At 71.7% G+C, this 24,789-nt stretch carries 23 protein-coding genes and 1 pseudogene; 13 read left to right on the forward strand and 11 right to left on the reverse strand.

Annotation, left to right across the window (positions count from 1 at the left end; genetic code table 11):
• The first annotated feature begins 145 nt into the window (after positions 1-145).
• Positions 146-1,678, forward strand: a complete 1,533-nt coding sequence (locus FSY66_RS00660; protein WP_144790283.1) for an APC family permease — start codon at positions 146-148, stop codon at positions 1,676-1,678.
• Between the two features lie 230 nt (positions 1,679-1,908).
• Here FSY66_RS00660 and FSY66_RS00665 read toward each other — a convergent pair whose 3' ends face one another.
• Entirely contained in the window at positions 1,909-2,784 is an 876-nt protein-coding gene (locus FSY66_RS00665) for a hypothetical protein (RefSeq protein WP_144790284.1), read from the reverse strand.
• Positions 2,785-2,991: 207 nt separating this feature from the next.
• Between FSY66_RS00665 and FSY66_RS00670 the strand changes: the two genes are divergently transcribed.
• Positions 2,992-3,309 carry a glutaredoxin domain-containing protein gene (locus tag FSY66_RS00670; RefSeq protein ID WP_144790285.1) on the forward strand — a complete coding sequence of 106 codons (318 nt, stop codon included), beginning with the start codon at positions 2,992-2,994 and terminating at the stop codon, positions 3,307-3,309.
• Positions 3,310-3,587: 278 nt separating this feature from the next.
• A complete protein-coding gene (locus FSY66_RS00675; RefSeq protein ID WP_144790778.1) occupies positions 3,588-5,006 on the forward strand; it encodes a sugar porter family MFS transporter in 1,419 nt (472 codons plus the stop codon).
• A 129-nt stretch (positions 5,007-5,135) separates the two neighbouring features.
• Here FSY66_RS00675 and FSY66_RS00680 read toward each other — a convergent pair whose 3' ends face one another.
• The 3 genes and pseudogenes from FSY66_RS00680 to arsB form a co-directional block, all read right to left on the reverse strand.
• The gene (locus FSY66_RS00680; protein WP_396350868.1) at positions 5,136-6,413 is read right to left on the reverse strand and encodes an FAD-dependent oxidoreductase; all 1,278 of its coding nucleotides are present in this window, start codon (positions 6,411-6,413) and stop codon (positions 5,136-5,138) included.
• A 96-nt stretch (positions 6,414-6,509) separates the two neighbouring features.
• Positions 6,510-6,899, reverse strand: a pseudogene (locus FSY66_RS12725) (arsenate-mycothiol transferase ArsC); the annotation flags it as partial.
• A 46-nt stretch (positions 6,900-6,945) separates the two neighbouring features.
• Positions 6,946-8,016 (reverse strand): ACR3 family arsenite efflux transporter, encoded by a 1,071-nt coding sequence (gene arsB / locus FSY66_RS00685; protein ID WP_144790782.1) that lies wholly within the window; start codon positions 8,014-8,016, stop codon positions 6,946-6,948.
• 124 nt (positions 8,017-8,140) lie between these two features.
• On the opposite strand from arsB, the gene FSY66_RS00690 reads away from it, so the two are divergent.
• Positions 8,141-8,512 carry an ArsR/SmtB family transcription factor gene (locus tag FSY66_RS00690; RefSeq protein WP_144790287.1) on the forward strand — a complete coding sequence of 124 codons (372 nt, stop codon included), beginning with the start codon at positions 8,141-8,143 and terminating at the stop codon, positions 8,510-8,512.
• Between the two features lie 23 nt (positions 8,513-8,535).
• Here the strand turns inward: FSY66_RS00690 and FSY66_RS00695 are convergent, their stop codons facing one another.
• A complete protein-coding gene (locus FSY66_RS00695; protein ID WP_144790288.1) occupies positions 8,536-9,987 on the reverse strand; it encodes an MFS transporter in 1,452 nt (483 codons plus the stop codon).
• Between the two features lie 704 nt (positions 9,988-10,691).
• Complete coding sequence (locus FSY66_RS00700; protein ID WP_144790289.1) at positions 10,692-12,140, reverse strand: glycosyltransferase family 39 protein; 1,449 nt, start codon at positions 12,138-12,140, stop codon at positions 10,692-10,694.
• Positions 12,141-12,370: 230 nt separating this feature from the next.
• On the opposite strand from FSY66_RS00700, the gene FSY66_RS00705 reads away from it, so the two are divergent.
• Positions 12,371-13,687, forward strand: a complete 1,317-nt coding sequence (locus tag FSY66_RS00705) for a glycosyltransferase 87 family protein (RefSeq protein WP_186304331.1) — start codon at positions 12,371-12,373, stop codon at positions 13,685-13,687.
• Between the two features lie 150 nt (positions 13,688-13,837).
• Here the strand turns inward: FSY66_RS00705 and FSY66_RS00710 are convergent, their stop codons facing one another.
• The 4 genes from FSY66_RS00710 to FSY66_RS00725 all read right to left on the reverse strand — a co-directional run bounded on the left by FSY66_RS00710 (position 13,838) and on the right by FSY66_RS00725 (position 17,580).
• Entirely contained in the window at positions 13,838-14,830 is a 993-nt protein-coding gene (locus FSY66_RS00710) for an alpha/beta hydrolase family protein (protein WP_144790292.1), read from the reverse strand.
• Positions 14,827-15,777: an alpha/beta hydrolase family protein gene (locus tag FSY66_RS00715; RefSeq protein ID WP_144790294.1), complete on the reverse strand. Its 951-nt coding sequence runs from the start codon at positions 15,775-15,777 to the stop codon at positions 14,827-14,829. The genes FSY66_RS00710 and FSY66_RS00715 overlap by 4 nt, the downstream gene beginning before the upstream one ends.
• Positions 15,774-16,631, reverse strand: a complete 858-nt coding sequence (locus FSY66_RS00720; RefSeq protein WP_186304332.1) for a sulfurtransferase — start codon at positions 16,629-16,631, stop codon at positions 15,774-15,776. The genes FSY66_RS00715 and FSY66_RS00720 overlap by 4 nt, the downstream gene beginning before the upstream one ends.
• A 76-nt stretch (positions 16,632-16,707) precedes the next feature.
• Positions 16,708-17,580 (reverse strand): ArgP/LysG family DNA-binding transcriptional regulator, encoded by an 873-nt coding sequence (locus FSY66_RS00725; RefSeq protein WP_260853277.1) that lies wholly within the window; start codon positions 17,578-17,580, stop codon positions 16,708-16,710.
• An 82-nt stretch (positions 17,581-17,662) separates the two neighbouring features.
• Here FSY66_RS00725 and FSY66_RS00730 point away from each other — a divergent pair, with 82 nt between their 5' ends.
• The 4 genes from FSY66_RS00730 to FSY66_RS00745 are packed head-to-tail and all read left to right on the forward strand — an operon-like array spanning position 17,663 to position 20,328.
• The gene (locus FSY66_RS00730; protein WP_144790298.1) at positions 17,663-18,271 is read left to right on the forward strand and encodes a LysE/ArgO family amino acid transporter; all 609 of its coding nucleotides are present in this window, start codon (positions 17,663-17,665) and stop codon (positions 18,269-18,271) included.
• On the forward strand, positions 18,268-19,320 hold the full coding sequence (locus tag FSY66_RS00735) for a dihydrofolate reductase family protein (protein ID WP_144790300.1): 1,053 nt from the start codon (positions 18,268-18,270) through the stop codon (positions 19,318-19,320). Before FSY66_RS00730 ends, FSY66_RS00735 begins: the two co-directional genes overlap by 4 nt.
• Positions 19,321-19,378: 58 nt before the next feature.
• Positions 19,379-19,738 carry a Cd(II)/Pb(II)-sensing metalloregulatory transcriptional regulator CmtR gene (gene cmtR / locus FSY66_RS00740; protein WP_144790302.1) on the forward strand — a complete coding sequence of 120 codons (360 nt, stop codon included), beginning with the start codon at positions 19,379-19,381 and terminating at the stop codon, positions 19,736-19,738.
• Positions 19,735-20,328, forward strand: a complete 594-nt coding sequence (locus tag FSY66_RS00745) for a cadmium resistance transporter (protein WP_144790304.1) — start codon at positions 19,735-19,737, stop codon at positions 20,326-20,328. Before cmtR ends, FSY66_RS00745 begins: the two co-directional genes overlap by 4 nt.
• 101 nt (positions 20,329-20,429) lie before the next feature.
• Here FSY66_RS00745 and FSY66_RS00750 read toward each other — a convergent pair whose 3' ends face one another.
• Positions 20,430-20,855: a GNAT family N-acetyltransferase gene (locus tag FSY66_RS00750; protein WP_144790306.1), complete on the reverse strand. Its 426-nt coding sequence runs from the start codon at positions 20,853-20,855 to the stop codon at positions 20,430-20,432.
• A 116-nt stretch (positions 20,856-20,971) separates the two neighbouring features.
• On the opposite strand from FSY66_RS00750, the gene FSY66_RS00755 reads away from it, so the two are divergent.
• From FSY66_RS00755 to FSY66_RS00770, 4 genes are all read left to right on the forward strand, one after another.
• Positions 20,972-21,781 carry a hypothetical protein gene (locus FSY66_RS00755; protein ID WP_144790308.1) on the forward strand — a complete coding sequence of 270 codons (810 nt, stop codon included), beginning with the start codon at positions 20,972-20,974 and terminating at the stop codon, positions 21,779-21,781.
• A 112-nt stretch (positions 21,782-21,893) separates the two neighbouring features.
• Complete coding sequence (locus tag FSY66_RS00760; RefSeq protein WP_144790310.1) at positions 21,894-22,652, forward strand: helix-turn-helix domain-containing protein; 759 nt, start codon at positions 21,894-21,896, stop codon at positions 22,650-22,652.
• A gap of 87 nt (positions 22,653-22,739) precedes the next feature.
• Positions 22,740-23,270 (forward strand): hypothetical protein, encoded by a 531-nt coding sequence (locus tag FSY66_RS00765; protein ID WP_144790312.1) that lies wholly within the window; start codon positions 22,740-22,742, stop codon positions 23,268-23,270.
• Positions 23,271-23,533: 263 nt separating this feature from the next.
• Positions 23,534-24,784, forward strand: coding sequence for a metallophosphoesterase family protein (locus FSY66_RS00770; protein ID WP_260853280.1), 1,251 nt, complete (start codon positions 23,534-23,536; stop codon positions 24,782-24,784).
• Positions 24,785-24,789 lie beyond the last annotated feature (5 nt).

The raw sequence follows: 24,789 nt of genomic DNA on the forward strand, positions 1-24,789 counted from the left end.
ACACGGCGGATGTGCCGCATCCGCGACGCGGCGGTCGTACAGTGGGCGCACCCTGTGGGGTCCATCACAGCTTCCTGTGATGCCGTGAGCAGCGCACCACCTGCCCCCGGCAGACCCCTCCGCCACTGTCCCCGGGAGACATCCAGTGAGCACCAACTCGCGCGAGAGCGCGCCGTCCGACCCGCGCGGCACCTCCACAGACGGCGCCCCGCCCATCGAGAGCGGAGACCTGGCCAAGGTCATGGGCCCCGGCCTGCTGCTGCTGTTCATCGTCGGCGACATCCTGGGCACGGGCGTCTACGCCCTGACCGGAACGATCGCCGGCGAGATCGGCGGCGCGGCCTGGGCCCCGATCCTGCTGGCGTTCTTCGTCGCCACGGTCACCGCCTTCTCCTACCTGGAGATGGTGACCAAGTACCCCGGCGCCTCGGGCGCCGCCCTCTACACCCACAAGGCCTTCGGCATCGGCCTGCTGACGTTCATGGTCACCTTCGCGGTGCTGGCCTCGGGCCTGACCTCCGCGTCGACGGCCGCGCGCACCGTGGCCTCGAACCTCGTGGCCGGCTTCGGCTGGGAGGACCCGCCCATCACCGCCGTGACCCTCATGGCCGTGGGCTTCATGTTCCTGCTCATGATCATCAATCTGCGCAGCGTCAAGGAGTCCCTGATGCTGAACGTGGTGCTGACCTGCATCGAGCTCAGCGGCCTGGCGATCGTGATCCTCATCGGCCTGTGGGCGGTCACGCAGGGCAACGCGGACTTCTCGCGGACCATGATCTTCGAGACGCCGGAGGACAAGTCCCTGTTCCTGGTGCTGACCTCCGTCACCTCGCTGGCCTTCTTCTCCTTCGTGGGCTTCGAGGACTCGGTCAACATGGTCGAGGAGACCAAGGACCCGCAGCGGACCTTTCCGCGGATCATGCTGATCGGCCTGTGCATCACCGGCGCGGTCTACGTCCTGGTCTCCATCCTGGCCGTGGCCGTCGTGCCGATCGGCGTGCTGGGCGAGTCCACGACCCCGCTGCTCGAGGTCGTCAACGCCGGCGCCCCGGGTATTCCGATCGGGGCGATCTACCCGTTCCTGACGATCTTCGCGGTGGCCAACACCGCGCTGATCAACATGCTCATGGCCTCGCGCCTGCTCTACGGCATGGCTGCCCAGGGCGTGCTGCCGGGCTTCCTGTCCAAGGTCAGCACCAAGCACTCCGTGCCGTGGGCCTCGGTGGTCTTCACCACCCTGCTGGCCGCCGCGCTGATCCTCGTGGTCGGCCAGCTCATGGCCAAGGAGACCGCCGCCGCGCTCGGCGGCACGACCGCCCTGCTCCTGCTCGGCGTCTTCGCCGTGGTCAACGTCTCCGTGATCGTGCTGCGCCGCGACCGGTCCCGCGAGGGCACCGGGTACTTCCGGGCCCCGACGTTCATCCCGTTCGTCGGCGCGGCCACCACGCTGTTCCTCATCGGCCCGTGGGCCCAGGACCCGATCGAGTACCAGATCGCGGCCGTCCTGCTGGGCATCGGCCTGCTGCTCTCGGCGCTCAACTGGGCCTACAAGCGCTTCGTGAAGCACGAGCCCATGGGCTTCGAGGACACCCAGGCCATCGCCCATCTCGGCGAGGAGCCGCACGGCCACGACATCCGCGGAGAGCATCGCTCGACCCACGATCGCCCGCAGCGGTGATCATCGCCCCGCCCGCGGCGGGGATGCGGTGACCGCGAGGGGCCCGTCGACTCGCTCGACGGGCCCCTCCGCCGTCCCGGTCGCCGGGACCGGGGACTTCCCGCAGGCGCGGGTCGCCAGGACCGACCCTCCGCAGCCGGCCGCCGGGACCGGGGGAGCGGGCAGCGCGCCGCGGCACGACGAAGGGCGCATCTCCCGCGGGGAGATGCGCCCTTCGGACAGCGCGGCGATCAGGCTGCGGCGTCGTCCTCGCGGATGACGGGCAGCTCCTCGGTGTCGGGGCCGTCGTCGAGATCACGGGGCGCGGAGACGGCGGTCGCGCCGCGGGCCCCGGAGCGCGCGTAGGCGGTCTCGACGTCGCTGTAGCGCGGGGCTTCGCGGTGGGCGAGCTTGCGATCGGCGCGCGGGGCGCCCCAGCCGAGGCGATCGGCCAGCGCCGGGACGATCCGGTTGGCCAGACCGCAGCCCAGCACGACGCCGGCCCAGGCCACCGGCAGGGCCAGCACGACGTCGAGCACGTAGGCCGAGGAGGTCAGCAGGGCCGACAGCGCCACCAGGAGGCTGAGCCCGCCGCCGATGGCCAGGATCGGCATGCCGGGGAGGTGGCGGCGCGAGGCGACCAGGAAGGCGAGCGTGATCCCGATCGCGGCGCACACGGGAGCCGAGGGCAGGGAGGAGCCGACCTCAGCGGTCAGCACCCCGTCGCCCATTCCGGGGGCCGGGCGGCCGATGAACTGCTGCGCGGTGCTCGCGACCACGACCATCACCACGGAGGTCACCGCGAACCCGGCGGCATCGCGTCCGGCGCGCTTGACGACGGCCAGCCAGGCGGTCAGCGCGGCGATGATGCCGTAGACCCACGGCGCGCCGAAGATGCCGTGGACGAAGCCCGCGACGGCCAGGGTGAGGCCGGATCGGGCGGGCTCGAGGGCCGCGAGGACCTGGGACTCCATGGCGCCGATCTCAGGCGTGAGGCTCACGATCCGTCCGAGGGCTCCGATCGCCAGGACGACGATCAGCGGGACGATGATCCAGTGCTCCAGCTGCGGCAGGCGCCAGGTGGTCCGGTCCGGCGAGGGGGAAGAAGACTGCGCCGGGATAGACATTCTTCGATTCTGGCATCACGACGCGCGTGACCCGGCAGACACAGCGCGGGGGAACAAAAATGCGCAGGGAATTTTCTCCGTTCCCACAGGTCCTGTCATGTTCACGGGAACAACCAGGACGTCCGGGGCGCTGAAGCATCAGATCCCCACATCACGATCCGATGACCGTCGCGTCATCGCCCGTCAGCACCAGGAGGAGCACGCCGGATGACCCTCGAGAACCGCCCCAGCGCCGATCAGCCCGCCGCGCTGCAGCACATCGCCGACGGCGGCGCCGTCGTCTACTGGCGCCCCGGCTGCGGATTCTGCGCGGCCCTCGACGACTCGCTGGGCGAGATCGGCGACCGCGCCCTGTGGGTCGACATCTGGCAGGACGATGCCGCGAAGGACTACGTCGCCGAGATCAACGACGGGAACTCGACCGTCCCGACGCTCGTGACCACGAAGGCCGCCTTCGTCGTCGCGACCCCCGAGGAGCGGGCGCTCGCCGCGACCGCCCTGGAGCAGGCCGCCCCCGCCGGCTGACCTGCGGGCCCGCCGCCCGCGGCCCCGCAGCGCCCCCGGAGCGCGTCGCCGATCGGCGGCGCGCTCCGCCGTCGATCTGCGACGGCGGCGCCCGATGGACATCGCCCCTGCCCGGACCTACCCTGTGCCCACTGTTCACCTCCGGTTCATCATGGGCGATCCTCCTTGCCCAGCCGCAGGCGACGGCGCGGCGGGCCTGCCCGCGCGCCACCTCCGGCTCGTCGACCACGGGCACGGGCACAGCGAAGGAGCTGAGATTGTCCACCTACACCTCGCCGATGTCCCTGGGCGGGCAGACGGCGAACATGGGCGCGGTCCTGCGGATCAGCCTGGTGGCCGCCATGGGCGGCTTCCTGTTCGGCTACGACTCCGCCGTGATCAACGGCGCCACCAGCGCCATGCAGGAGTACTTCGGCGTCTCCCCCGGGGCCCTGGGCTCGGCCGTCGCCTCGGCCCTGCTCGGCGCGGCCGTCGGCGCGTTCTTCGGAGGCCGCCTGGCCGACAGCATCGGCCGCGTCAGGGTCATGCGCATCGCCGCGATCCTGTTCCTCGTCTCGGCCGTCTTCTGCGCCTGGGACCCGTTCTTCGGCGCTGACACCGCAGGCTTCGCATGGCTGGTCTTCTGGCGCGTGGTCGGCGGCCTCGGCGTGGGCGTCGCCTCGATCATCGCCCCGGCGTACATCGCCGAGGTCGCTCCCGCCGACGTCCGCGGGCGCCTGGGCTCGCTGCAGCAGCTGGGCATCGTGACCGGCATCTTCGCCTCCCAGATCATCAACCGCATCATCGTGGGCGTCGCGGGCTCCGCGGACGCGCATGTCCTGGGCGGCATGGACGCCTGGCGGCTCATGTTCCTGGTCTGCGCCGTCCCGGCCGTGCTGTACCTCGTGGGCGCCTTCCTGATCCCCGAGTCCCCGCGCTGGCTCGTGGGCCAGGGCCGCCGCGACGAGGCGCTGCGGATCATGACGCACCTGCAGGGCCAGGGGCCCGCGGAGCACCGCCTCGGCATCATCGACCGCACCCTGGACTCGGAGCGCAAGCCGCGCTTCTCCGATCTGCGCGGGTCCGTCGCCGGCCTCAAGCCGATCGTGTGGGTGGGCCTGGGCCTGGCCGCGCTGCAGCAGCTGGTCGGCATCAACGTGATCTTCTACTACTCCAACCAGCTGTGGCAGTCCGTGGGCTTCCAGGAGTCCGACGCCTTCACGATCTCCACGATCACCTCGGTGACCAACGTGGTCGTGACCCTGGTGGCGATCGCCCTGGTGGACCGGATCGGGCGCAAGAAGCTGCTGATGATCGGCTCGGCCGGCATGGCCCTGACCCTGGGGACCATGGCCGTCGTGTTCTCGACGGCCACGATCACCGACGCCGGCCCCGTGCTGGGCGACACCGCCGGCCCGATCGCGCTGGTCGCCGCCAACCTGTACGTCGTGTTCTTCGGCGTCTCCTGGGGCCCGGTCATGTGGGTCCTGCTGGGCGAGATGTTCCCCAACCGCATCCGCGGCGCCGCCCTGGCCATCGCGGGCCTGGTGCAGTGGCTGGCCAACTGGGCCGTCACCGCGACCTTCCCGATCCTCTCGGAGGCCTCCCTGGTGCTGGCCTACGGCCTGTACGCGTTCTTCGCCGTCGTGTCCCTGATCTTCACCGCCAAGGCGGTGCGCGAGACCAAGGGCGTCGAGCTGGAGGACATGCAGAACTGAGCTGCGGCTCGGCTTCCGAGCGGCAGGAAACGACGACGGAGGGGCTCGGCGGGATCTCGCCGAGCCCCTCCGTCGTCTCGCGGGAACGCCCGCACCGCGGGCCGGGCCGCCGGTGCAGCCTCGGGGCCCTCAGCCGCAGCAGGCCCCCGCGCCACCCGCCGCCGGTCCGGTGAGATCGGTGGAGCAGACGCCGGTCTCGGGCAGGACCAGGTGGAGGTCGTCGGCGGCCTGCTGGTCGCCGGCCAGGGATGCGGCGATGGAGCGGACCTGCTCATAGCCCGTGACCATGAGGAAGGTCGGCGCCCGTCCGTAGCTCTTCATGCCGACCAGGTAGAAATCCGGCTCCGGATGGGCCAGGACGCGCTGCCCGTGGGGCTCGACCGACCCGCAGGAGTGGAACTCGGCATCGATCAAGGGCCCCAGCTTCCGGGGCGCCTCGACCGCCGGGTCCAGATCCAGACGCACCTCGCGCAGCATCCCCAGCTCGGGCCGGAATCCGGTGGCCGGGATCAGCACGTCCGCCTCCACCTGCTGGTCGCCCTCCGGCCCGCCGACGACGGTCAGCCCCCGGGCATGGGAGTCCACCCGGGTGATCGGAAAGGAGGTGCGCAGCTCGATCGCCCCGGAATCCACGAGCCCCCTCAGCCGCGCCCCCAGGGCGCCGCGGGCCTGGAGCTCGTCTCGCTCGGCACCTCCATAGACACGGTGTGCGTCTGCGGAGCGGATCGCCCAGATGATCCGGGTCCCCGGCGCGCTGCGTGCCAGCTCGGCGAGATCCGTCAGCGCTCCGGCGGCGGAGTGTCCGGCACCCACGACGACGACGCGGCGGCCCGCGAACCGCTCTCGGTCGGTGCCGAGAACGTCGGGCAGCGCAGCGCAGATCCTTCCCTCAGCTCGGGCCCGGGCTTCACCGGGCGCTTCGAGCCCGCCCTGGCCCAGGGGGTTGGGGGTCTCGAAGGTTCCGGAGGCGTCCAGGACGGCTCTGGCCTGCAGGTCCTCGATCTCGCCGCCCGGTCGGCGGACCCGTACCAGGAACGGCGTCCGCTCCCGGTTCGCCGAGCGCGTGCGGTCCATGCCCGCTCGCGAGACCGCCAGGGCCCTCGTACCCGTGCGCAGACGGTCTCCCAGGGCCGTCCCCAGAGGCACGAGGTACTCCTCGACCAGCTCGATACCTGTCGCCAGCCGCTCGGGGTCGGGCGCCTGCCAGCCGCCGGGCTCCAGGAGCCGGCGGGCGGCCTCGTCGATGGAGTAGCGCCACGGAGAGAACAGTCTCACGTGCCCCCAGCGGCGGATGGATGCCCCGACCTGATCGCCCGCCTCGAGGACCAGCGGGTTGAGGCCGCGCTCGAGCAGGTGGGCCGCCGCTGCCAGCCCGACCGGTCCGGCCCCGATCACGACGACGGGCAAGAGCTCCCTCGAGGAGGCATCTCCCGGCGCGAGCGTCGGCTCCCCCGCTTCCGGCGCTGCCGCCGGCCCCGCCAGCTCCTCGAGCAGGCGACGGACGCGGGCGTCGATGTCGTCGCGGATCAGGCGCATCCGCTCGAGGCCCACGATCCCGCGCGCAGAGGGCTCGTCGGTCTCCCACGTCTCCAGCCGCCCTGCGAGCTCCGCCTCGGTGTCGAGCCGGGCCTCGGTGCCCAGCACGATCACGCGATCGGCCCGGCGCAGCAGCTCGGGGTCGATCGGACGCGGCCGCCCCTGGGACATGTCCGCCCCGAGCTCGGCGACGGCCTCGACGGACTGCGCGTTGAGCGCGCTGCCGGGCTCGGTGCCGGCGGAGCTGACGCGCACGGCGCCGGCGGCGCGGTGCTCCATCAGGGCGGCGGCCATCTGGGACTTGCCGCCGTTGCGCACGCAGACGAACAGGATCTCGGGGCGGGTGTCGTCGGTCATCGGGGTCTCCCTGGGTCGACGGGGACGGATCGGAACGGGCCGCGCGTCAGCGGGCGACGGACCCGGCGCGTCCGGGGACCGTGGGGTCGCCGGGGAACAGCCTGGGCGCGGCCCACAGCGAGACGTAGACGAGCCCCACGAGCACCGGCACCTCGATCAGCGGGCCCACGACCCCGGCCAGCGCCTGTCCGGAGGTCACGCCGAAGGTGCCGATCGAGACCGCGATGGCCAGCTCGAAGTTGTTGCCGGCCGCGGTGAAGGCCACCGTCGTGGAGCGGGCGTAGTCCAGGCCGACGGTCTTGGAGACCACCAGCGCCAGGGCGAACATCAGCACGAAGTAGGCCAGCAGCGGCAGCGCGATGCGCGCGACGTCCCACGGGCTGGTGGTGATGGCCTCCCCCTGCAGCGCGAAGAGCAGCACGATGGTGAACAGGAGCCCGCGCATGGCCCAGGGGCTGAGGCGGGGCAGGAACGTCTCCTCGTACCACTGCCGGCCCTTGGCACGCTCCCCCAGCACCCGGGTCAGGAACCCGGCGATCAGTGGGATCCCCAGGAACACCAGGACGCTGAGCACGATCGCCCCGACCGAGAACTCGACGGACGTCGTCGGCAGGCCCAGCCACGACGGCAGGACCTGGAGGTAGAACCAGCCCAGGGCGCCGAACGCGATGACCTGGAAGACCGAGTTGATCGCCACCAGGACGGCCGCGGCCTCGCGGTCGCCGCAGGCCAGGTCGTTCCAGATCAGCACCATGGCGATGCAGCGCGCCAGCCCCACGATGATCAGCCCCGTGCGGTACTCCGGCAGGTCGGGCAGCAGCAGCCAGGCCAGCGCGAACATCAGCGCGGGGCCGACCACCCAGTTGAGCACCAGCGACGTGCCCCTCAGGCGCGGGTCCGCGGCGATGCGACGCGTCTCGTCGTAGCGGACCTTGGCCAGCACCGGGTACATCATCACGAGCAGGCCCAGGGCGATCGGGAGGGAGACGCCGGCGACCGACACGGATTCCAGCGCGGTGTCCAGGCCCGGCAGCAGGCGTCCCAGGGCCAGCCCCAGGGCCATCGCGAGCAGGATCCACACCGGCAGCCAGCGGTCGGCGAAGGACATCTCCTTCATGACGGGCTGCTCGGTCGGGGACGGAGCGGTGCTGGTGGCCACGCGGTGCTCACCTCTCGGATCGACGGATATCGATGCGAAGGCTACGACGACATATCGACAGACGTCAATGTATGATGACGGCATGGTCACCGTCGCAGCCGAGCAGAGCCCCCGGATCGAGTCGAATGCCGCCGTCGCGGCAGGCACCTGCTGCTCGCTGTCCGCCGGCCCGCTGAGCAGGGCCGACGCCGAGCGCTCCGCGGAGATGTTCAAGGCCCTGGCCGATCCCGTGCGCCTTCGCCTGCTCTCCCACGTGGCCGCGCAGGGCTGCGAATCCGTGTGCGCCTGCGATCTCACCGAGCCGCTCGGGATCAGCCAGCCCACGGTCAGCCACCACATGAAGCGGCTCGTGGAGGCCGGGCTCCTGACCCGCGAGCAGCGCGGCAGGTGGGCGCACTACAGCGTGGTCCCCGAGGCCTTCGCGCAGCTGCGCCAGGTCCTCGATCTTCGCTGAGCCGTCCGCCCAGCCCGTGCGGCTCAGCCCGTCAGGGGGTGGGCGATCTCGTCGCGGGGCATCCGGAAGGCGAGCCACACGACGACGGCCATCACCGCCGGCACGATCGCGGCGGCCGCGAAGATCAGGGCCACGGGGACCACCGCGGACAGCGGGCCGACGACGGCCATCGACACCGGCATGAGCAGCAGCGAGACGAAGAAGTCCAGGCTGGACACGCGCCCGAGCATGCGACCGGGCACGCGACGCTGGAGCAGGGTCCCCCACAGGACCTGGCCGATGCCGTCGGTGGCGCCCACCACGATCATGATGGCCACCAGGACCGCCCAGGACCGGGTGAGGCCCACGAAGAGCAGCGGCAGCGTGCCGAACCCCCAAGCGGCCATGATCCAGGTCAGGTAGCGCCGCGGCAGGGGCAGCCCGGAGACCACGAGCGCGCCGACGGCCGAGGACGCGCCGGTGACCCCCAGCAGCAGGCCGACCTCGGCCGCTCCGCCGCCGAAGGAGTCGCGGACGACGAAGGGCAGCAGCACCTCGAGCGGGCCCACGAAGCAGAACACGGTGATCACCGCGAAGATCAGGGTGCCCAGCAGCCAGGCCGTGCGCCGCACATAGGACACCCCGTCCATGATGTCCGCGAGCATCGAGCGCAGCCCGCCCGACGGGGCCTCCGCGGGGTCTGCGGGGAAGCGGATGACGGTCTCACCGTCGTCGTCGTGCCGGAGGGCCTGCCCTGCCGATCCCGCCGGATCCGCCTCCGGGATCCGTGAGGTCTGCTCGCCGACCCGCTCCGGCGCCAGGGCCGGGACCCGCAGCCCCAGGAGGATCACCGCGGCCGCGGCGTAGCACAGCGCTACCACCGCGAAGCCCGCGGTCGGCGAGAGGGCGGCGGCCAGCAGCCCCGCCAGCGCGGGCCCGGCGGCGGTCTGCAGCAGGGGCCGCGCGGAGCCCTCCAGGCCGTTGGCCGCCAGCAGGGCCTCGGCCGGCAGCAGCCGCGGGAGGGAAGCGGAGTACGACGGGTAGAAGATCCCCACCCCCGCCAGGACCAGGAACGACGCCGCGGCCAGCAGCCCCACGCCGAGCACACCGGCGGCGCTCAGGATCGCGGTGGCCGTCGTGACGACCGCGGATGTCATCATCACCGCGCGCAGGACCAGGTGCGGTGGGAAGCGATCGGCCACGACGCCGCCGATCAGAGCGAACATCACCATGCCCATGGCACCTGCGGCGGACACGACGGAGAGCTCGACCGGGGAGCCGCCCTGGGCCATGACCTCGAAGACGATGGTCAGCGCCCATGTCCCCTGGGCGAGCACCACGGCCAGCATGGCCGCAGCCAGCCGCGGGTAGCCCGCATGGCCGAAGGGGGCCACGGCCCGCCGCGCGGCCCGGGACGCTCCCGCCAGGGGATGAGGCCTGCCGTCGCCCCGGCCGGGATCCGGCGAGGGGTTCGGCGGCGGAGCAGTCGGGGTCATCGCGGGAAGTCTAGGTGCTGGTGCTCAGGCGTCGACCAGGGCGGCGCGAGAGCGGCCTGGGCCGCCTCCGGATCGGCACTACAGCAGTCCGCGGATGGTCTGGAAGAGCCCGGCCACGGCTACCAGAGCACCCATCACGCCCATAGGCAGCATGATCCGCGGACCACCACGCGCGATCCCCTTGTTGATGACGCGCCTCACATGCAGCCGATGGCCGGAAGAGAGATCCCAAATACGTCGATCAAAATTCATCGCTCCCTTCATTGATTCAAGGTGACCCCTGCGTTCAATAAGGTCACCCTCGCCAGACTGGCATAGCAAGCAAGAATTATTGAAACTTCCACAGCTATTCAAGAGGTTCTAGCGAAGGCGGGGGTTGCGAATTTGGTCGACCTGGATTCTCTCTCCTGGAGAAAAATGCGAACGAATTTTTCTCTCGGGTCGCGGCGCTGCGGTCGGATGGGCCCGGCGACCCCGGAGATCATATGGACCGGCCTGCGAACCGCAGGCACCGATGCACTGTCTCGACACAGTCGTCGCATTCCCCGCGGTTTGAGAATGCGGCTCTTCTGCGGTTTCGACGCCGACGCGCTCCCTGCGATGCCTCATCGGCGGCAGCCGTCGCCGAACCTGGCGATCATGCACCCTGGGGATCGGCGAGATCCCGATCGAAGACGACCGGCGAAGGAGTTCGGACTCCGACGTCAGGCGGGGCAGTCCATAGTGGTGATGCTGAACCGGGTGCTCGCGTCACGGCCGGTCTCCGAGCAGCCTCGGGCCTCCAGAGTGTCGACGACCGTCTGGTGGTACTTGTTCGAGTGATGGGAGACAACCGCCGTGGGCCCGTCCACGGGCACCTCCCACGCCATCCACCCCTCACGGTTGATGCCCCAGAGCGTGTCCGAGGACAGCCGATCCTCCGCCAGCATGGGGTCTTCGATGGAGTGCCCCAGGGGATGCGCATAGAGAAGGCTCCGATCGACAGCCTCCATGAAGATCACCGACTCGGGATCGCCCATGAACTCCGCGGCAGTGCGGTACTCGTGACCGATCTTGGCATCCTGTTCGTTCTGCCCGATCAGGGAGGGAATGAACCCCGCCACCAGCACCCCGGTCAATGCCACGCTCAACCCACGAGACGGGAGAGTCGCCAGGCTCAATGCGAGCAGCGCGACGACGACCGGGGCGGCGAAGGCCAGATACCGCTCGGTGTAGAGCTGCATGCCCGCAGCGCGAGCGACCAGGAGAGCGACCGCGGGCAGGACGACATAGGCGAGGAGCCAGAACGACAGTCCCCGGTTCCGGGAACGACGCAGTCCGATCACCACGAGCACTGCGCTCAGCAGCGCCAGCCACGGCGCCAGAGCGTGCCCGATGCCTCCCCAATGGCCATCGGCGTTCGCCGGGCTGAAGAAGTACTGGGCCGCCATTCGCTGCAGCATCTCGGGTATGCCCCGATTGATCCAATCGACCTGGCCGCTCTGCGAATACGCCAGCGCGACCAGCGGCGAGACGGGCACGAGAACGACCGCTGAGGCCAGCAGGGTCGGCAGGGCGCGAGTCCTCCCGGCGAGGACAGCTCGCAGGACGAACAGCGGCAGCACGAGGAGCGAGTACATGGTGAAGCCTGCAGCCAGGATCTGGACCACTCCGAAGCCGAGCAGAACCGTGCTGCGGTGCTCACGCAGATAGTTCTCGAAGCACCACAGTGCTACGACGCAGGCCAGCATCCCCATGGCATAGCCACGAGCCTCCTGCCCCGCCCATGTCAGACCGGGAAGCGTCGCGGCGAGAACTGCGGTGAGGGCCCCTGTGATCTCACGGCTGCCCCCCCCCGTCACCGAGGCGGCCCATCTCATGGCGAGCCTGGTGAGCACGCCGCTCATCAGAGTGATCGCGATGGCCGAGGGGGTCCGCATGGCCAGCTCCGACGTCCCGAAGACAGCCGCCCACGGGTGCATCAGCACGTAGTACAGGGCATGCACCGCATCGACATTGCGGAGCATCTGCAGAAGCTCGGGGAACGGACGAGTCACCGCCGAGATCGTGGCGACCTCGTCGTGCCAGAACTCAGGCTGAGTGATGCCCCAGAACGCGGTGCCGAAGCTCAGCACCATTGCCAGGGCAACAGGCCACAGCGGCAGCCGCTGCATGATTCCTGAGTTCGGTTCAGATCCGGTGCGCCGATCACCGATGTCAGGAGCTGCAGTGCTTGAGGGCATGATCCTCCGAGGTCTCGAGAGCGGCGGGTGCGTGGGGCGACCCCGCGCAGAACCCTCCGCGAGACCATGATCATCCGGTTGCCCCTAGGCTATCCCCGTCGTCGCGGCATGCGGCGATGCCCTGGGCCGACCCCCGCGCCCGCGCCTTCCGGAGGAGACCGATGTCGAGCACCCTCTGGCGAGACGTCAGCACAGCCGCCTCAGCCCGCCAGGCTCCGCGGTGGGCGATGCGCGCCGGAGTCGCCGTGATCGGTGTGCTCTTTGCCGCCTATATGTCCGCCATCTACTGGGGCACCCCAGGGCTGGACATGGAGGTCTATTGGCGGGCTGCGCAGGTGCTCCATGGCCTGAATCCGGCGACCGATGAGCTCTATGCCCCCTCTCTGGTGGAGACGCGGAGGTTCGAGCTGCCCTTCACCTATCCGCCATCGGCCGCACTGCTGTTCTTTCCCCTGGGCGGCCTGAGCCTCGAACAGGCTTGGCACCTCATGTGCCTCGGCGGTTCGCTGCTGATGGTCGTTCTGGTGTGGCTGGTCCTGCGCCTCGCGCCGTTCTCCCGCTCGTGGTTCGGCGTCCGGGTGGTTCCCACTCTCGTGGCGTTCTCCCTGGGCTGCCTGGCCGCCAGTCACCTCTACCCGGTGCGCTACACGTTCTTCTACGGCCAGATCAACACGCTGCTCGCGGTGCTGATCCTCTTCGACCTCGGCCGCGAGAGCACCCGTCGTCGTGCCGCTGGCTTCCTGACAGGTCTTGCCGCCGGGCTGAAGATCACGCCAGCCGCCATGGGCCTCGTTCCGCTGGCTCTGCAGCAGTGGCGGACGATCGCGGGCATGGCTGCCGGGTTCGCGGCCACCGTCGTATTCGCCGCCCTGTTCCTGCCCCGGCAGGTGTTCTCCTACTTCACCGACCAGCTGTGGTCCACCGACAGAGTGGGCGATGCCACCCGCCTGTCCAACCAGTCGCTGACCGGAACGCTGCATCAGTGGGGGTTTCCCGACGGGTCCGTCCGCCCCCTGTGGCTGGTGCTGTCCCTGCTGCTGATCGTGGCCGGCGCCCTGGCCATCCGTCGCCTCGCCCGTCACGACGACCTGTTCTCGGCCGTGTGCATCGGCGCGATGGTGATGCTGCTGATCTCGCCGATCTCCTGGGAGCATCACTGGGTCTGGGTTCTGCCGCTGGCCGCGGCCCTCATCCCGCATGCCCCCGCCCAGCGCACGTCCGTCGGCTGGTCCATATCCCTGGCGCTGTTCGCGTCGCTGTGGTTCCTGTTCGCCAACAACCCCGCGCTGATCGCCGCGCACATGCTGGGCGATCTGAATGCTGACTACTACTTCTACCCGGACAGCCGCCTGCAGGCAGTGGTGGCCACTCTGCCGGTGCTGGCCGCGATCGCCGCCGCCGCCTGGATCAGTCTGCGCCCGCAGCGCGAGGTTCAGGAGCCGATGGCCCAGGGCCCCAGCTCACGCACAGATCGATGATGAGCTGCGCATCCGCTTCCCGAGAGTCCCCGCTGGTCTGAAGCTGACTCCGGTGCAGCGATCGGCCTGCGATCAGGCCAGCCGACGCTGCGCTCTCCCTGATCCAGGCCGATACGGCTTCGCGCTCCGGGAGATCCGCGCCGCTGAGCCTCAGCGCCCGCCGGGCGCCCCCACCGCCTCCAGACACACCTCCCGCGCCACGGCCCAGGCGCGGTGCCGGACCTCGATCAGGTCGTTGTGCCCGGCCCCGGCCAGCAGCTCGATGCGCCCGCGGTTGCCGGTGGCGCGCAGCCTCTCGATGTACGGCTCGACGGTCCCCACGGGGACCGTGGCGTCGGAGCGGCCGTGCACGACGTTGATCGGGGCATCCACCGGCAGCTGCTCGAGCGGGGAGGCGCGGCGGTAGCGCTCGGGCACCTGGGAGACCGTGCCGCCCAGCAGATCCACGACGTACTCGTCCCGGTCCTGCTCGACCGCCCGGACCGGATCCAGCACCCCGGCCAGGGACGTCGCGCTCGCGGGCCGCACGCTCGGGGGCCCGGACCCGCCCGTCGATCCGCTGCCCTCGCCCAGACCGGCGAGCCACGCGGCGAGCAGGCCCCCGGCGCTGTGCCCGACCAGGTGGATGCGCTCCGGATCGGGCGAGAACGGGGCGTGGTCGCCCAGGTGCGCGGTGAAGTCGAGGCCGCCCACCGCGTCCTGGAACGTCCCGGGCCATCCGCCCGGCGACGGCGTCCCGCGGTAGTCGGGCAGCCACACCGCCACTCCGTAGCGCGCCAGGTCCTGGGCGGCGCCCAGCACGTAGCCCGATCCGGAGGAGTCCTGCCATCCGCCGCCGTGGAAGAGGACGACGACGGGGTGGCGCGGGCTGTCGGTCCCGTCGCCCCAGGCCCGAGTCTCGGGCAGCAGCAGGCGACCGCTCTGGCGGGACGGATCGTCGCCCCAGGCGATGTCCCCGAGGTCCTGCCAGGATCCCGCTCTCGGGCGCCCGGCCACCGCCTGGGCCTCGGCGCGGGCGGAGCCCAGGAACGTGGTGCCGGCCGCGGCAGTGCCGAGGCCGGCCAGCACGCCGAGCCCGCGCAGCAGCCCTCGGCGGGTCGGACGCGCGGGCAGGCGCCGCGGGCCGGATGGTGCGGAGCTCATCGCGCGAGCTCCGCGATCAGCGCCTGGCGCGCCCGCGCCCAGGGGATGCCGCGGACGTCGGTCCAGGCGTCGTGATCGGTCTGCTCGAGGACCTCGACCACGCCGTCGTTGCCCGTCTCCTCGTGGCGCTGCACGTAGGTCTCGATGCTCCAGGCGGGCACGATCTCGTCGTCCTGCCCATGGAGGACGTTGACGGGCCGGTCGATCGGCAGCTGCTCGATGGGAGAGGCCAGCGCGTAGCGCCGCGGGTCCTGCTCAGGGGTGACCCCGCCGAGCAGGTCCTGGACGAGCTCGCCGCCCGGCACCTCGGCCACCCGGGAGAGGTCGTAGATCCCCGCCATCGCCGTGGCGCTGCGCGGGACGATCCGACCGCCGGCACCGGGGGCATCGTCGGGCAGCCGGTCGCGACCCAGGGCCCAGGCGGCCAGGTGCGCGCCGGCGCTGTGGCCCAGCAGGTGGACGCGCTGCCGATCCGGCTCGAAGCCGCCGGCCTGGCCGAGCTGCGGCACGAAGTCGATCGCGTCGGAGACGTCCTGGAAGGTCTCGGGCCAGCCGCCGGGTCCCGAGATCCCGCGGTAGGTGGGAGCCCAGACGGCGACGCCCCGGCTCGCGAGATCCCATGCCAGATCGGCCATGTACCCCGGGTCGGAGGCGTCGTCCCAGCTCCCGCCGTGGATCATGACCACCACGGGATGGACGGGGCGCTGCGAGCCCTCACCCCATGCAGAGGGATCGGGGACCAGCAGCCAGCCGGTCTGACGCTGCGCGTCCGGGCCCCAGTCCAGGCGCCCGGCATCCCGCGGAGTGCCTGCGGGGACGCGGTCCTCCCCGCCGATGACGGGGATGCGCGACGGCGGGACGGGCGTGGACAGCGCCGCACCGGCTGCCAGCACGGCCGCGGCGCCGCCGATCCGCAGGGCGGTGCGCCGGGGGAGCCGATCGCTCACGGCTCCCGGACCACGGGGCGACGCTGCGGGTCCTCGGTCTCACGGCCCCATTCGGACCAGGATCCGTCGTAGATCGTCAGGTCCCGGTCGTCCCATCCGGCGGCCACGGCGGCGAGCGCCCCGACGCACGCGGAGACGCCGGACCCGCAGCTGAAGGCCACCGGACCGCGCCCGCCCAGGCGCTGCTGGAGCAGGGAGTCCAGCTCGGCGGCGGGCAGGAGGTGCCCGCCGGGGGCCAGCTCGCCGAAGGGCAGGCTCACGGCACCGGGCATGTGGCCGCGGCGCAGACCGGGACGCGGCTCCTCGACCGCGCCGGCGAAGCGCTCGGCCGAGCGCGCGTCGGCCACCGCCCCGTCCCGCTCGGCCAGCCGGCGCGCGACGTCGTCGGCATCCGTGAAGGCGGAGGGGTCCAGTCTCACGCGCGGGGGCGGCGCGGGTGACGGGTGCTCGTCGATCGGCCCCTCGGGTCTGCCCGAGGCCGTCCAGGCGGGGAGGCCGCCGTCGAGCACGAACGGGGTGCCGACTCCGGCCGCGCGCAGCATCCACCATGTGCGGGCGGACGAGAAGATGCCCTGGCGGTCGTAGGCGACCACGACCGTCTCGTCGCCGATGCCGAGCTCGCCCAGCCGTCGGGCGAGCTCCTCGTCGGAGGGCATGGTGTGCGGCAGCTGCGCGTCCTGTACGGACAGCGGCCCGTCCAGGTCGAAGCGGCGGGCACCCGGGATGCCGGTGGCGGCCCCGCGCTCGCCCATGATCGAGGCGTCGACGACCACGACCTCGTCGAGATGATCGGCCAGCCAGTCGACGTCGACGACGGGACCCGCCGGAGGCTGCTCGATGCGTGCGTTGTCCATGTCCGGCATCTTCGCACTCCCCGCTCTCCAGCACAGCGGCTCGGAGCGCACGGGGCCGCGGCCGGCCCGAAAGGGACTACAGGAGATCGCGGACTCCGCGCCGCACGGCTTCCTCCAGCATCGCCAGGGCCGGCAGCGCCGTGGACCAGCGCTGCAGGTGCAGGCTCACCGGCTCCGCGGCGAGACCCGGCACGGGCAGCAGCGGGACATCGACGGCCGCGAAGCGCGCGCCCGGCATCTGCAGCAGAGGCACCATCCCCCAGCCGATGCCGTCGGCCACGGCGCGCACGAAGGCCTCCGCGGACGGCACGCGGTGCTCGGGCGGGCGCCGATCCACCCCGGCTCGGCGCAGCGCCTGGGACTGGAGATCGTCCTTGTCGTCGTAGACCACCACGGGCAGGCGCGAGAGGTCGGGATCCGGCCCGGCGTGCTCCAGCAGCGAGGCCGCCGCCCGCGGCTCGTAGACCATCCGCCCGAGCGGGATAGTGCGGCAGCCGCTGACCGGAGCCGAGGACGTGGTGATCGCCGCGGCCACCTCCCCGGCCAGCAGCAGCCGGCGGGAGTGGTCCTGGTCCACGGAGCGCAGCCGGACGCTGATGCCGGTGCCGGGGGCCGCCAGCTCGGCGAGCACGGGCCGGAACCACGTGGCCAGGGAGTCCGCGTTCACGGCGATGTCCAGGGGCGCGAGCTCCGCCTGCTCCAGACCGAGCTCGACCCGCGCGGCGTCGTGCAGGGACAGGACCTGCCGCGCCATCCGCAGCACGGCCTCCCCCGCCTCGGTCGGCCGCACGGGCGATGACCGGCGCAGCAGCACCCGGCCCGTCCGGGCCTCGAGCGCCTTGATCCGCTGGCTCACGGCCGGCGGGGAGACCCGCAGGCTCGCCGCGGCACGGTCGAACGCGCCCTCGTCCACGGCCGCCACCAGCGTCCGCAGCTGCTCGATGTCCACGCCGCCTCGCTTTCGATTTGCTGAACCAGCGTCAGGATATTTCGCTGGCCTGAACAATCTCGGCTCCGTAGGTTTCCGGCCCATGGACATCTTCTTCACGGGCATGCTCACCGGGCTGGCGCTGATCGTGGCCATCGGGGCCCAGAACGCCTTCGTGCTGCGCCAGGGGATCCGGCGCGAGCACGTCCTGGTCGTCGTGGCGATCTGCACCCTGGCCGACATCCTCCTGATCACCGTGGGCACGCTGGGGATCGGCACGATCGTGGAGCGCGCCCCGTGGCTGCTCACGGCGCTGCGCTGGGGCGGAGCCGCGTACCTGATCTGGTTCGCGATCGGCTCCTTCCGCTCGGCGATGACCGACCACAGCCTCAGCGCCGCCGACGCCCGCGCGGCCGGCACCGGCTCCCTGCGCCGGGTCGCCCTGACCGCGCTGGCGCTGACCTTCCTCAATCCGCACGTCTACCTGGACACCGTCGTGATGCTCGGCAATCTGGCCAATCAGAACGGGGACCAGCGCTGGACGTTCGCACTGGGCGCCTGCACCGGGTCGATCCTGTGGTTCTCGGCACTGGGCCTCGGAGCGCGCGCGCTGGCCGGGCCGCTGGACCGCCCGGGCACTTGGCGCGCCGTGGACATCGGGGTCGGCGCGGTCATGCTGCTGATCGCGGTGCGGCTTATCGTCTCCGGATGAGATCGACGACGACGGCCGAGGGCCGCACCTGGACCGGGACCGTCTTCTGCGGCGTGAGCCTGGACGGCTTCATCGCGCGGGCGGACGGGGACATCGACTGGCTGGAGACCCCGGCCCCCTCCGGGCAGGCGGCCGCCACCGAGGTCGCCCCCGACTCGGATGCTGCCCGCGTTCCGGACGTCGACGCGCTGCTGGCGCGCGTGGACCACCTGGTCATGGGCCGTGCCACGTTCCAGAAGGTCCTGGAGATCGGCTTCTGGCCCTACGATCCCGTCCAGGTCATCGTGCTCAGCTCCACGCTGACCGGCCCGCAGCCCCACGGGGCACTGGTGGCACCGGATCTGCCGGCCGCCGCCGCGCTGCTGGAGTCCCGCGGCGCCCGGGGCGTCTACTGGGACGGAGGAGCCACGATCCAGGCGGCCCTGCGCGCGGACCTGGTGGACGAGCTCGTGGTGACCACCGTGCCCCGGCTGATCGGCGACGGCATCGCACTGTTCGGGCACCTGGACCGGGACGTCCCGCTGCGCCTGCGCGGCAGCCGGGTGCTCGACGGCGGCATGGTCAGCACCCGCTACGACGTGGTGCGGGAGAGCCCGGGGGGCACGCCTTCAGGGCTGATCTCCCGCGCGCCCTCGTCGTATCGTGTCTGCGGATCACCGCCGCGGTGCTCCCCATCCCCGTCGAGAGGACCCGCCATGCCCCAGTTCTTCATCTCCGTGAACCACTCCGACGACGCCCAGATGCCCGAGGACGTCACCGTGGAGCAGCTGCACACCGACGTCATGGCCTTCAACGAGAAGATGGCGGCGGAGCAGCGCGTGGTCTTCGTGGGCGCGCTCGAGCAGCCCGCCTCCGACGCCCACCTGGTCGATGCCACGAGCGGCGAGCCCATGATCGCCCAGGAGACGGCTTCGGGGGCCGAGATCCAGCTCGGCGGCTTCTGGATCCTGGAGGCCGCGACCCAGGACGAGGCGCTCAACCTGGGCGCCCAGGCCTCGGCCGCGTGCCGCCAGCCCGTCGAGGTCCGCAGGATGCAGGACGAGGGCTGAGCCTGCGCCAGGCGGCCCATGCGCCCGCCGATTCAGCATCGGCTGTATAGTTCAGCGCATGCTGACGATCTCCGACCGGCTCGACGTGATGCATCGGCTGGGCCGAGCCATGGCCGACCCGACCCGTTCACGGATCCTGCTGACGCTGCTGGACGGGCCCGCCTATCCGGCGCAGCTCGCCCGCGACCTGGAGCTGACGCGCTCCAACGTCTCGAACCATCTGGTGTGCCTGCGCGACTGCGGGATCGCCGTGGCCGAGCCGCAGGGCCGGCAGACCCGGTACGAGATCGCCGACCCGCACCTGGCGCACGCGCTGGGAGCCCTGCTCGAGGTCACGCTGGCGGCCGATGCGGATACCCCGTGCCTGGACCCGGCCTGCGCGGCTCCCGGCTGCCATGAGGCGGGGGCGAGCGCGTGACCCTGTCCGCGATCCTGCAGGCGATCGGGCTGTGCGTCGCGACGAACATCGACGACATCATCGTCCTGTCGCTCTTCTTCGCCCGAGGGGCCGGTCAGCCCGGCACCACCGCCCGCATCCTGGCCGGTCAGTACCTCGGCTTCGCGGGCATCCTGGGCGCGGCCGTGCTCGTCTCCGCGGGAGCGGGCGCGATCCTGCCCGCGGAGGCCATCCCGTACTTCGGGCTGATCCCCCTGGTCCTCGGTCTGTGGGCCGCGTGGCAGGCCTGGCGCGGGGACGACGACGATGACGACGAGACCGGAGGCAGGAGCGTCACCGCATGGACCGTCGCGGCGGTGACGTTCGCCAACGGCGGGGACAACATCGGCGTCTACGTCCCGGTCTTCCTCAATGTCGGCCCGGCGGCGGTGGCCGCCTGCTGCATCGTGTTCCTGCTCCTGGTCGCGGCGCTCGTGGGCGCGGCCCGGTTCGTCGCGACCCGCAGGGGCATCGCCGAGGTCCTGGAGCGCTGGGAGCACATCCTGTTCCCGATCGTCCTGATCGGCCTGGGCATCGCCATCCTCGTCGGCGGCGGCGCCTTCGGCCTCTGATCCGCTCCGGCGGAAGAGGCCGGGAGGGAGGACGCGACGGACGTGTCGCCGACTGCCCGGATGCCCGGATGCCCGGATGCCCGGATGCCCGGATGCCCGGATCAGGGCATCCGGCGGAACATCCCGGCGGAGACGTCGTAGCGGTCCGCGAAGCCGTGCCGGGCGTAGAGCTTCCGACCCGGGGGGTCGGCCATCATCGAGACGTAGGCCCCGGCCGGCGCGCGGTCGGCGATCTCCTGCAGCAGCCGGGCGAGGACCGCATCGCCGATCCCGCGGCGCTGATGCGCCGGCAGCACGGCCATGTCGACCACCTGGAACATCCAGCCCCCGTCGCCGATCAGCCGGCCCATGCCGACCGCACGGGACTCGTCCTCCTGGGTGACATGCACCGAGGCCCACCCGCCGGCCACGGCGAGCTCGGCCTGCTCCGGGGTGACCGGGGAGAGCCCGGCCTCCCGGCGCAGGGCGGCGAAGTCCTCCGCCGACGGCGCGGCGACATGCAGGTGGTATCCGTCAGGAAGCGTCATGCGGACATTCTGAGGGCTCGGCGGCCCGTCGCGGCCCCGATGCATCAGTGTCTCGATCTCATCACGATCCGCGCGACCGGGTTGGCTCGATCGGGCCCTCTCGACACCGTGGGCCCATGGACACCGACGCCAGGACCCGCCCGCACCACGATCCCGACCCCGGCCGCCCGCCGTCGGCGCGGGAGAGCTCATGGGCCGATGTCGAGGCCGCACAGGCCGATATGCAGGAGCGCCTCCGGCCCCGATGGTGGCTGCGGCTTCCGGAGCTCGCGGCGGCAGCGGGAGTCTTCACCGCGCTGCTCCGTCCCGACGGGTCCGGAGGGCTGCCCTTCGCCCTCCTCTTCCTGCTGCTGCTCCCCATGCTCTCGGCCACGCTCCGCCGGGCGGCCCCGGCCCCGACGGCGACGGCCCCGGCGACCTGGGTCTTCCTGGCGGTCGTGCCGCTCATCGCGGCCACCGCCCTGGGCGCGTTCGGGCAGGAGGCGGAGGACGCGGTCCGGGCCCGTCCGCTGATCGGCGGCCTGCTGCTCGGAGCCCTGTTCTACGGCGCTCTCCTGCTCGCGGAACGACGCTCCGCCCGCCGCCTCCGCCGCGCCGGCGAGCGCCTGGCGGCTGCAGGCGAGCGGGGCGGCACCGGACGGGCTGCGACCTCGCACAGCCTCCTCCGCGATCCCCCGGTCCTGGGCGTCATGATGCGGCTGAGCATGGCCCGGGAGATCGAGGTCAGCGCCCTGCAGCACGACCTGGGCGTCTCGACGGAGCAGCTGGACGGCCTGCTCGGCAGGCTCGAGGACGAGCGGCTGATCAGCGTCTACACGAAGTCCATCACCGGCGGACGCGGCAGCACCTGGGCCGCCCTGTCCCCCGGCGGCGAGCGCGAGCTGAGCCGGCGGCTTGCAGTCCTGGCGAGAGGGGCAGCCAGATGACGATGCCGCCGATCGACCCCCGTCCCGCCTGCCCGATGCGTGGATGTATCGATCCGGTAACCACTGCCGCGTCCCGGTTGAGGACGGGACCCGCTGCCCTCACGGTGGGAGCATGACCACCGTCACTCAGGGACCATCGGGCACCGCGCAGCGCGACGACGTCGCGGCCGCACTGGAAGCCGTTCAGCGCCAGTGCCACCAGCGCTGGTGGTACCACGTGCCGGAAGGGCTGGCTCTGGCCGGGATCGTGGTCTGGACCGTCCATCCGGACATCCCGATCCTGGTCTACACCGCCTCCCTCATGGTCCTGCTCCTGCCCCGCTTCCTGTACCAGAGGCACCGCGGCATGGCCCCTCGCCTCCTGACGAGCAATGCGGCGGTGATCACCAATTTCGTGGGCATCGGCGCCCTGCTGGCGGCCGCGATCGTGGCCGCCCTGATCCCGGGTGGGGCCTCGCCGCTGAAGACGGGGATCCTGGCCGTCGTGATGGCCGCGCTTCTGGCGAGCACCTTCACGATCGCGGACCGGGGCTATGTCCGCGATCTGCCCCGCCTGGGCGTCGACCTGGCCGCCTCGGCCCCCGAGGGCCCCCAGCCCGCCGCCGTGCTCGGGGATTCCCGCGCTCTGCGGACGATGGTGATCCTGGCGGGTGTTCGGCAGATGCGGGGCTGGGCCCTGCGCGATGCCCTTGGCACGACGATGGACGAGACCCGCCGGGCGGTGGAGCCGCTCGAGGGCCAGGGGCTGATCAAGGGGTTCCGCGAGCTCTTCGGGAGCCGCCGCGCAGAGCGCCGGTGGTACCGGATCACAGCTCAGGGCGAGCGCGTCCTGCGGTCGCACCTGGCGGCCCCGGCGAGAGGGACCGCCTGATCACGGCGCCGTCGATCGACCCCCGTCCCGCCGAGCACCTCGGTCGGCGCCTGGACGGACCGGTCCTGGCTGGTCGGGGGCGGCAGCGTGCTGACGACCGTCGTCTGCCTGGCCGAGATGAGGCGTCGTCGGGAGCGCGACGGCGCCGTCGCCCACCAGAGCTATGCCTGGCACGGCCGCCTGGGCTGGGGCTTCGCCGGGCTGTTCGTGGGCATCGTCGCCGCGGGGTTCTGGGCTCCGCTTCTGCTCGAGGGAGTCATGGACCCCGAGAACGCGCCGCCGTGGCTCCAGACAGGACTCTGCCTGGTGCTGGCCCTCGCGTTCTGGGGCGGCACCCAGGCATGGCTGCGGGCCAGGGCCCGGTGCGTCGGCTCTCCGGGCGGACAGAGTCCCGACGTCCCAGACGCTCTCGCTCGCGCTGCCCCCTGCGACCCGCTGGACGCGGCCGTCGCCGATCTGCTGTCCCGGACCCAGACCATGCGCGCCCTCGCCCTGTCCGAGGACCTCATGCTCCCGGCCGAGCAGCTTCGCCCGCGCCTGGACGATCTGATCCGTCAGGGGCTGATCAGCCGGGAGGCCCTGCGACGTCGGTCAGCGACGAGCACCGGGAGCGCGTAGGAGCCGACGACGCGGCGCAGCCGTCGTCGCCTGAAACCCCCGCCGACCGGGCGATCCCATGCGCTGAGAGGCCGCTCAGCGCACGAAGGTGCCCGCCCGGCGCAAGAGGGCGATCCCATGACAATGCACATCAGCGCAGGTCAGCGGACAGTTCTGCGTCATGCCGCCGACGGGAGGCGTTCACGGCCAGGACGTGAGCCGCTCCTAGGTTCGACATCGCCCGCAGCCGTCGCCGCGGGTTCGTCGAACCAGGAGGCACCGTCATGGATCAGCACAGGGAAGACCACTCCGCGCGCAGCGCCTCGGGCATGGACCGCCGCGGCCTGTTCCGCGTCGGCGGCATGGGGGCCGTCGGCCTCGGGGCCACCGCGGTCGCAGGCACCACGGCCGCGAACGCCGCCCCGCCGCGCCGCCACGGCCGCGGCTGGACCGACACCGCCACCGGGGTCAGCACCAAGCCCGCGCTGACGTTCAACATGGACGGCCGCTTCACGATCCTCCAGTTCAACGACACCCAGGACGGCCCGGACACCGACCGCCGCACCCTCGAGCTGCAGCGGAAGGCCATCGAGAAGGAGAACCCGGACCTGGTGGTCCTGGCGGGCGATCAGCTCACGAGCGCACCGCGCTCGGCGCAGGAGCAGAAGCAGGCGCTGAACAACATCATCCGCCCCATGGAGGACGCCGGCGTCCCGTGGGCCCTGACCTTCGGCAACCACGACGAGGACGCCACCGAGCGCACCGGCTTCGGCGAGCCGCAGATGCTCGAGTTCATCCAGCAGTACGAGCACAACATGAACGTCCCCGGCTCCCCCGCCGGCGTCACCGGCACGGGCAACATGAACCTGCTGATCGGCGATTCCAAGACCAACCGCCCGGCCTTCGGCGTGTGGCTGCTGGATGCGGGCCGCTACGCCCCGGAGCGGATCGCCGGCCAGGACTTCGAGGGCTACCCCGACTGGGACTGGCTGCGCGCCGACCAGGTCCGCTGGTACCTCGACTCCTCCCAGATGCTCGAGCAGGAGCTGGGCCGGAAGATCCCGTCGTTGATGTACCTCCACATCGCCCTGTGGGAGCACCGCTTCATGTGGTTCGCCTCCGTCGACTCCCGCACGGAGGCAGACCACCAGCGCGCGCTCGCCAAGCACTCGATCGAGGGCGAGCGCAACGAGGACGAGTGCCCCGGCCCGTTCAACTCCGGCATGTACTCCGCGCTGCAGCACCGCGGGGACGTCAAGGGCGTCTTCGTGGGCCACGACCACACCAACACCTACGTCGGCGACTACTACGGCATCCAGCTCGGCTACAGCCCCGGCACCGGCTTCGGCCCCTACGGCATGGACGGAGATCGCAAGCACCGCAACCGCGGCACCCGCGTGTTCGAGCTCGACGAGCGCGTGGAGGGCCTCTACGCCGACACCCGCCTGGTCTTCGCCCGCGATCTCGGCATCGACATGGCGGTCGGCAAGCAGCCGGTGGACAAGCCGCTCGATTTCCCTCGCGGCGTGCGCTGACCCTG

The organism is Kocuria palustris (assembly GCF_007666205.1).
GTDB lineage: Bacteria > Actinomycetota > Actinomycetes > Actinomycetales > Micrococcaceae > Kocuria > Kocuria palustris_A.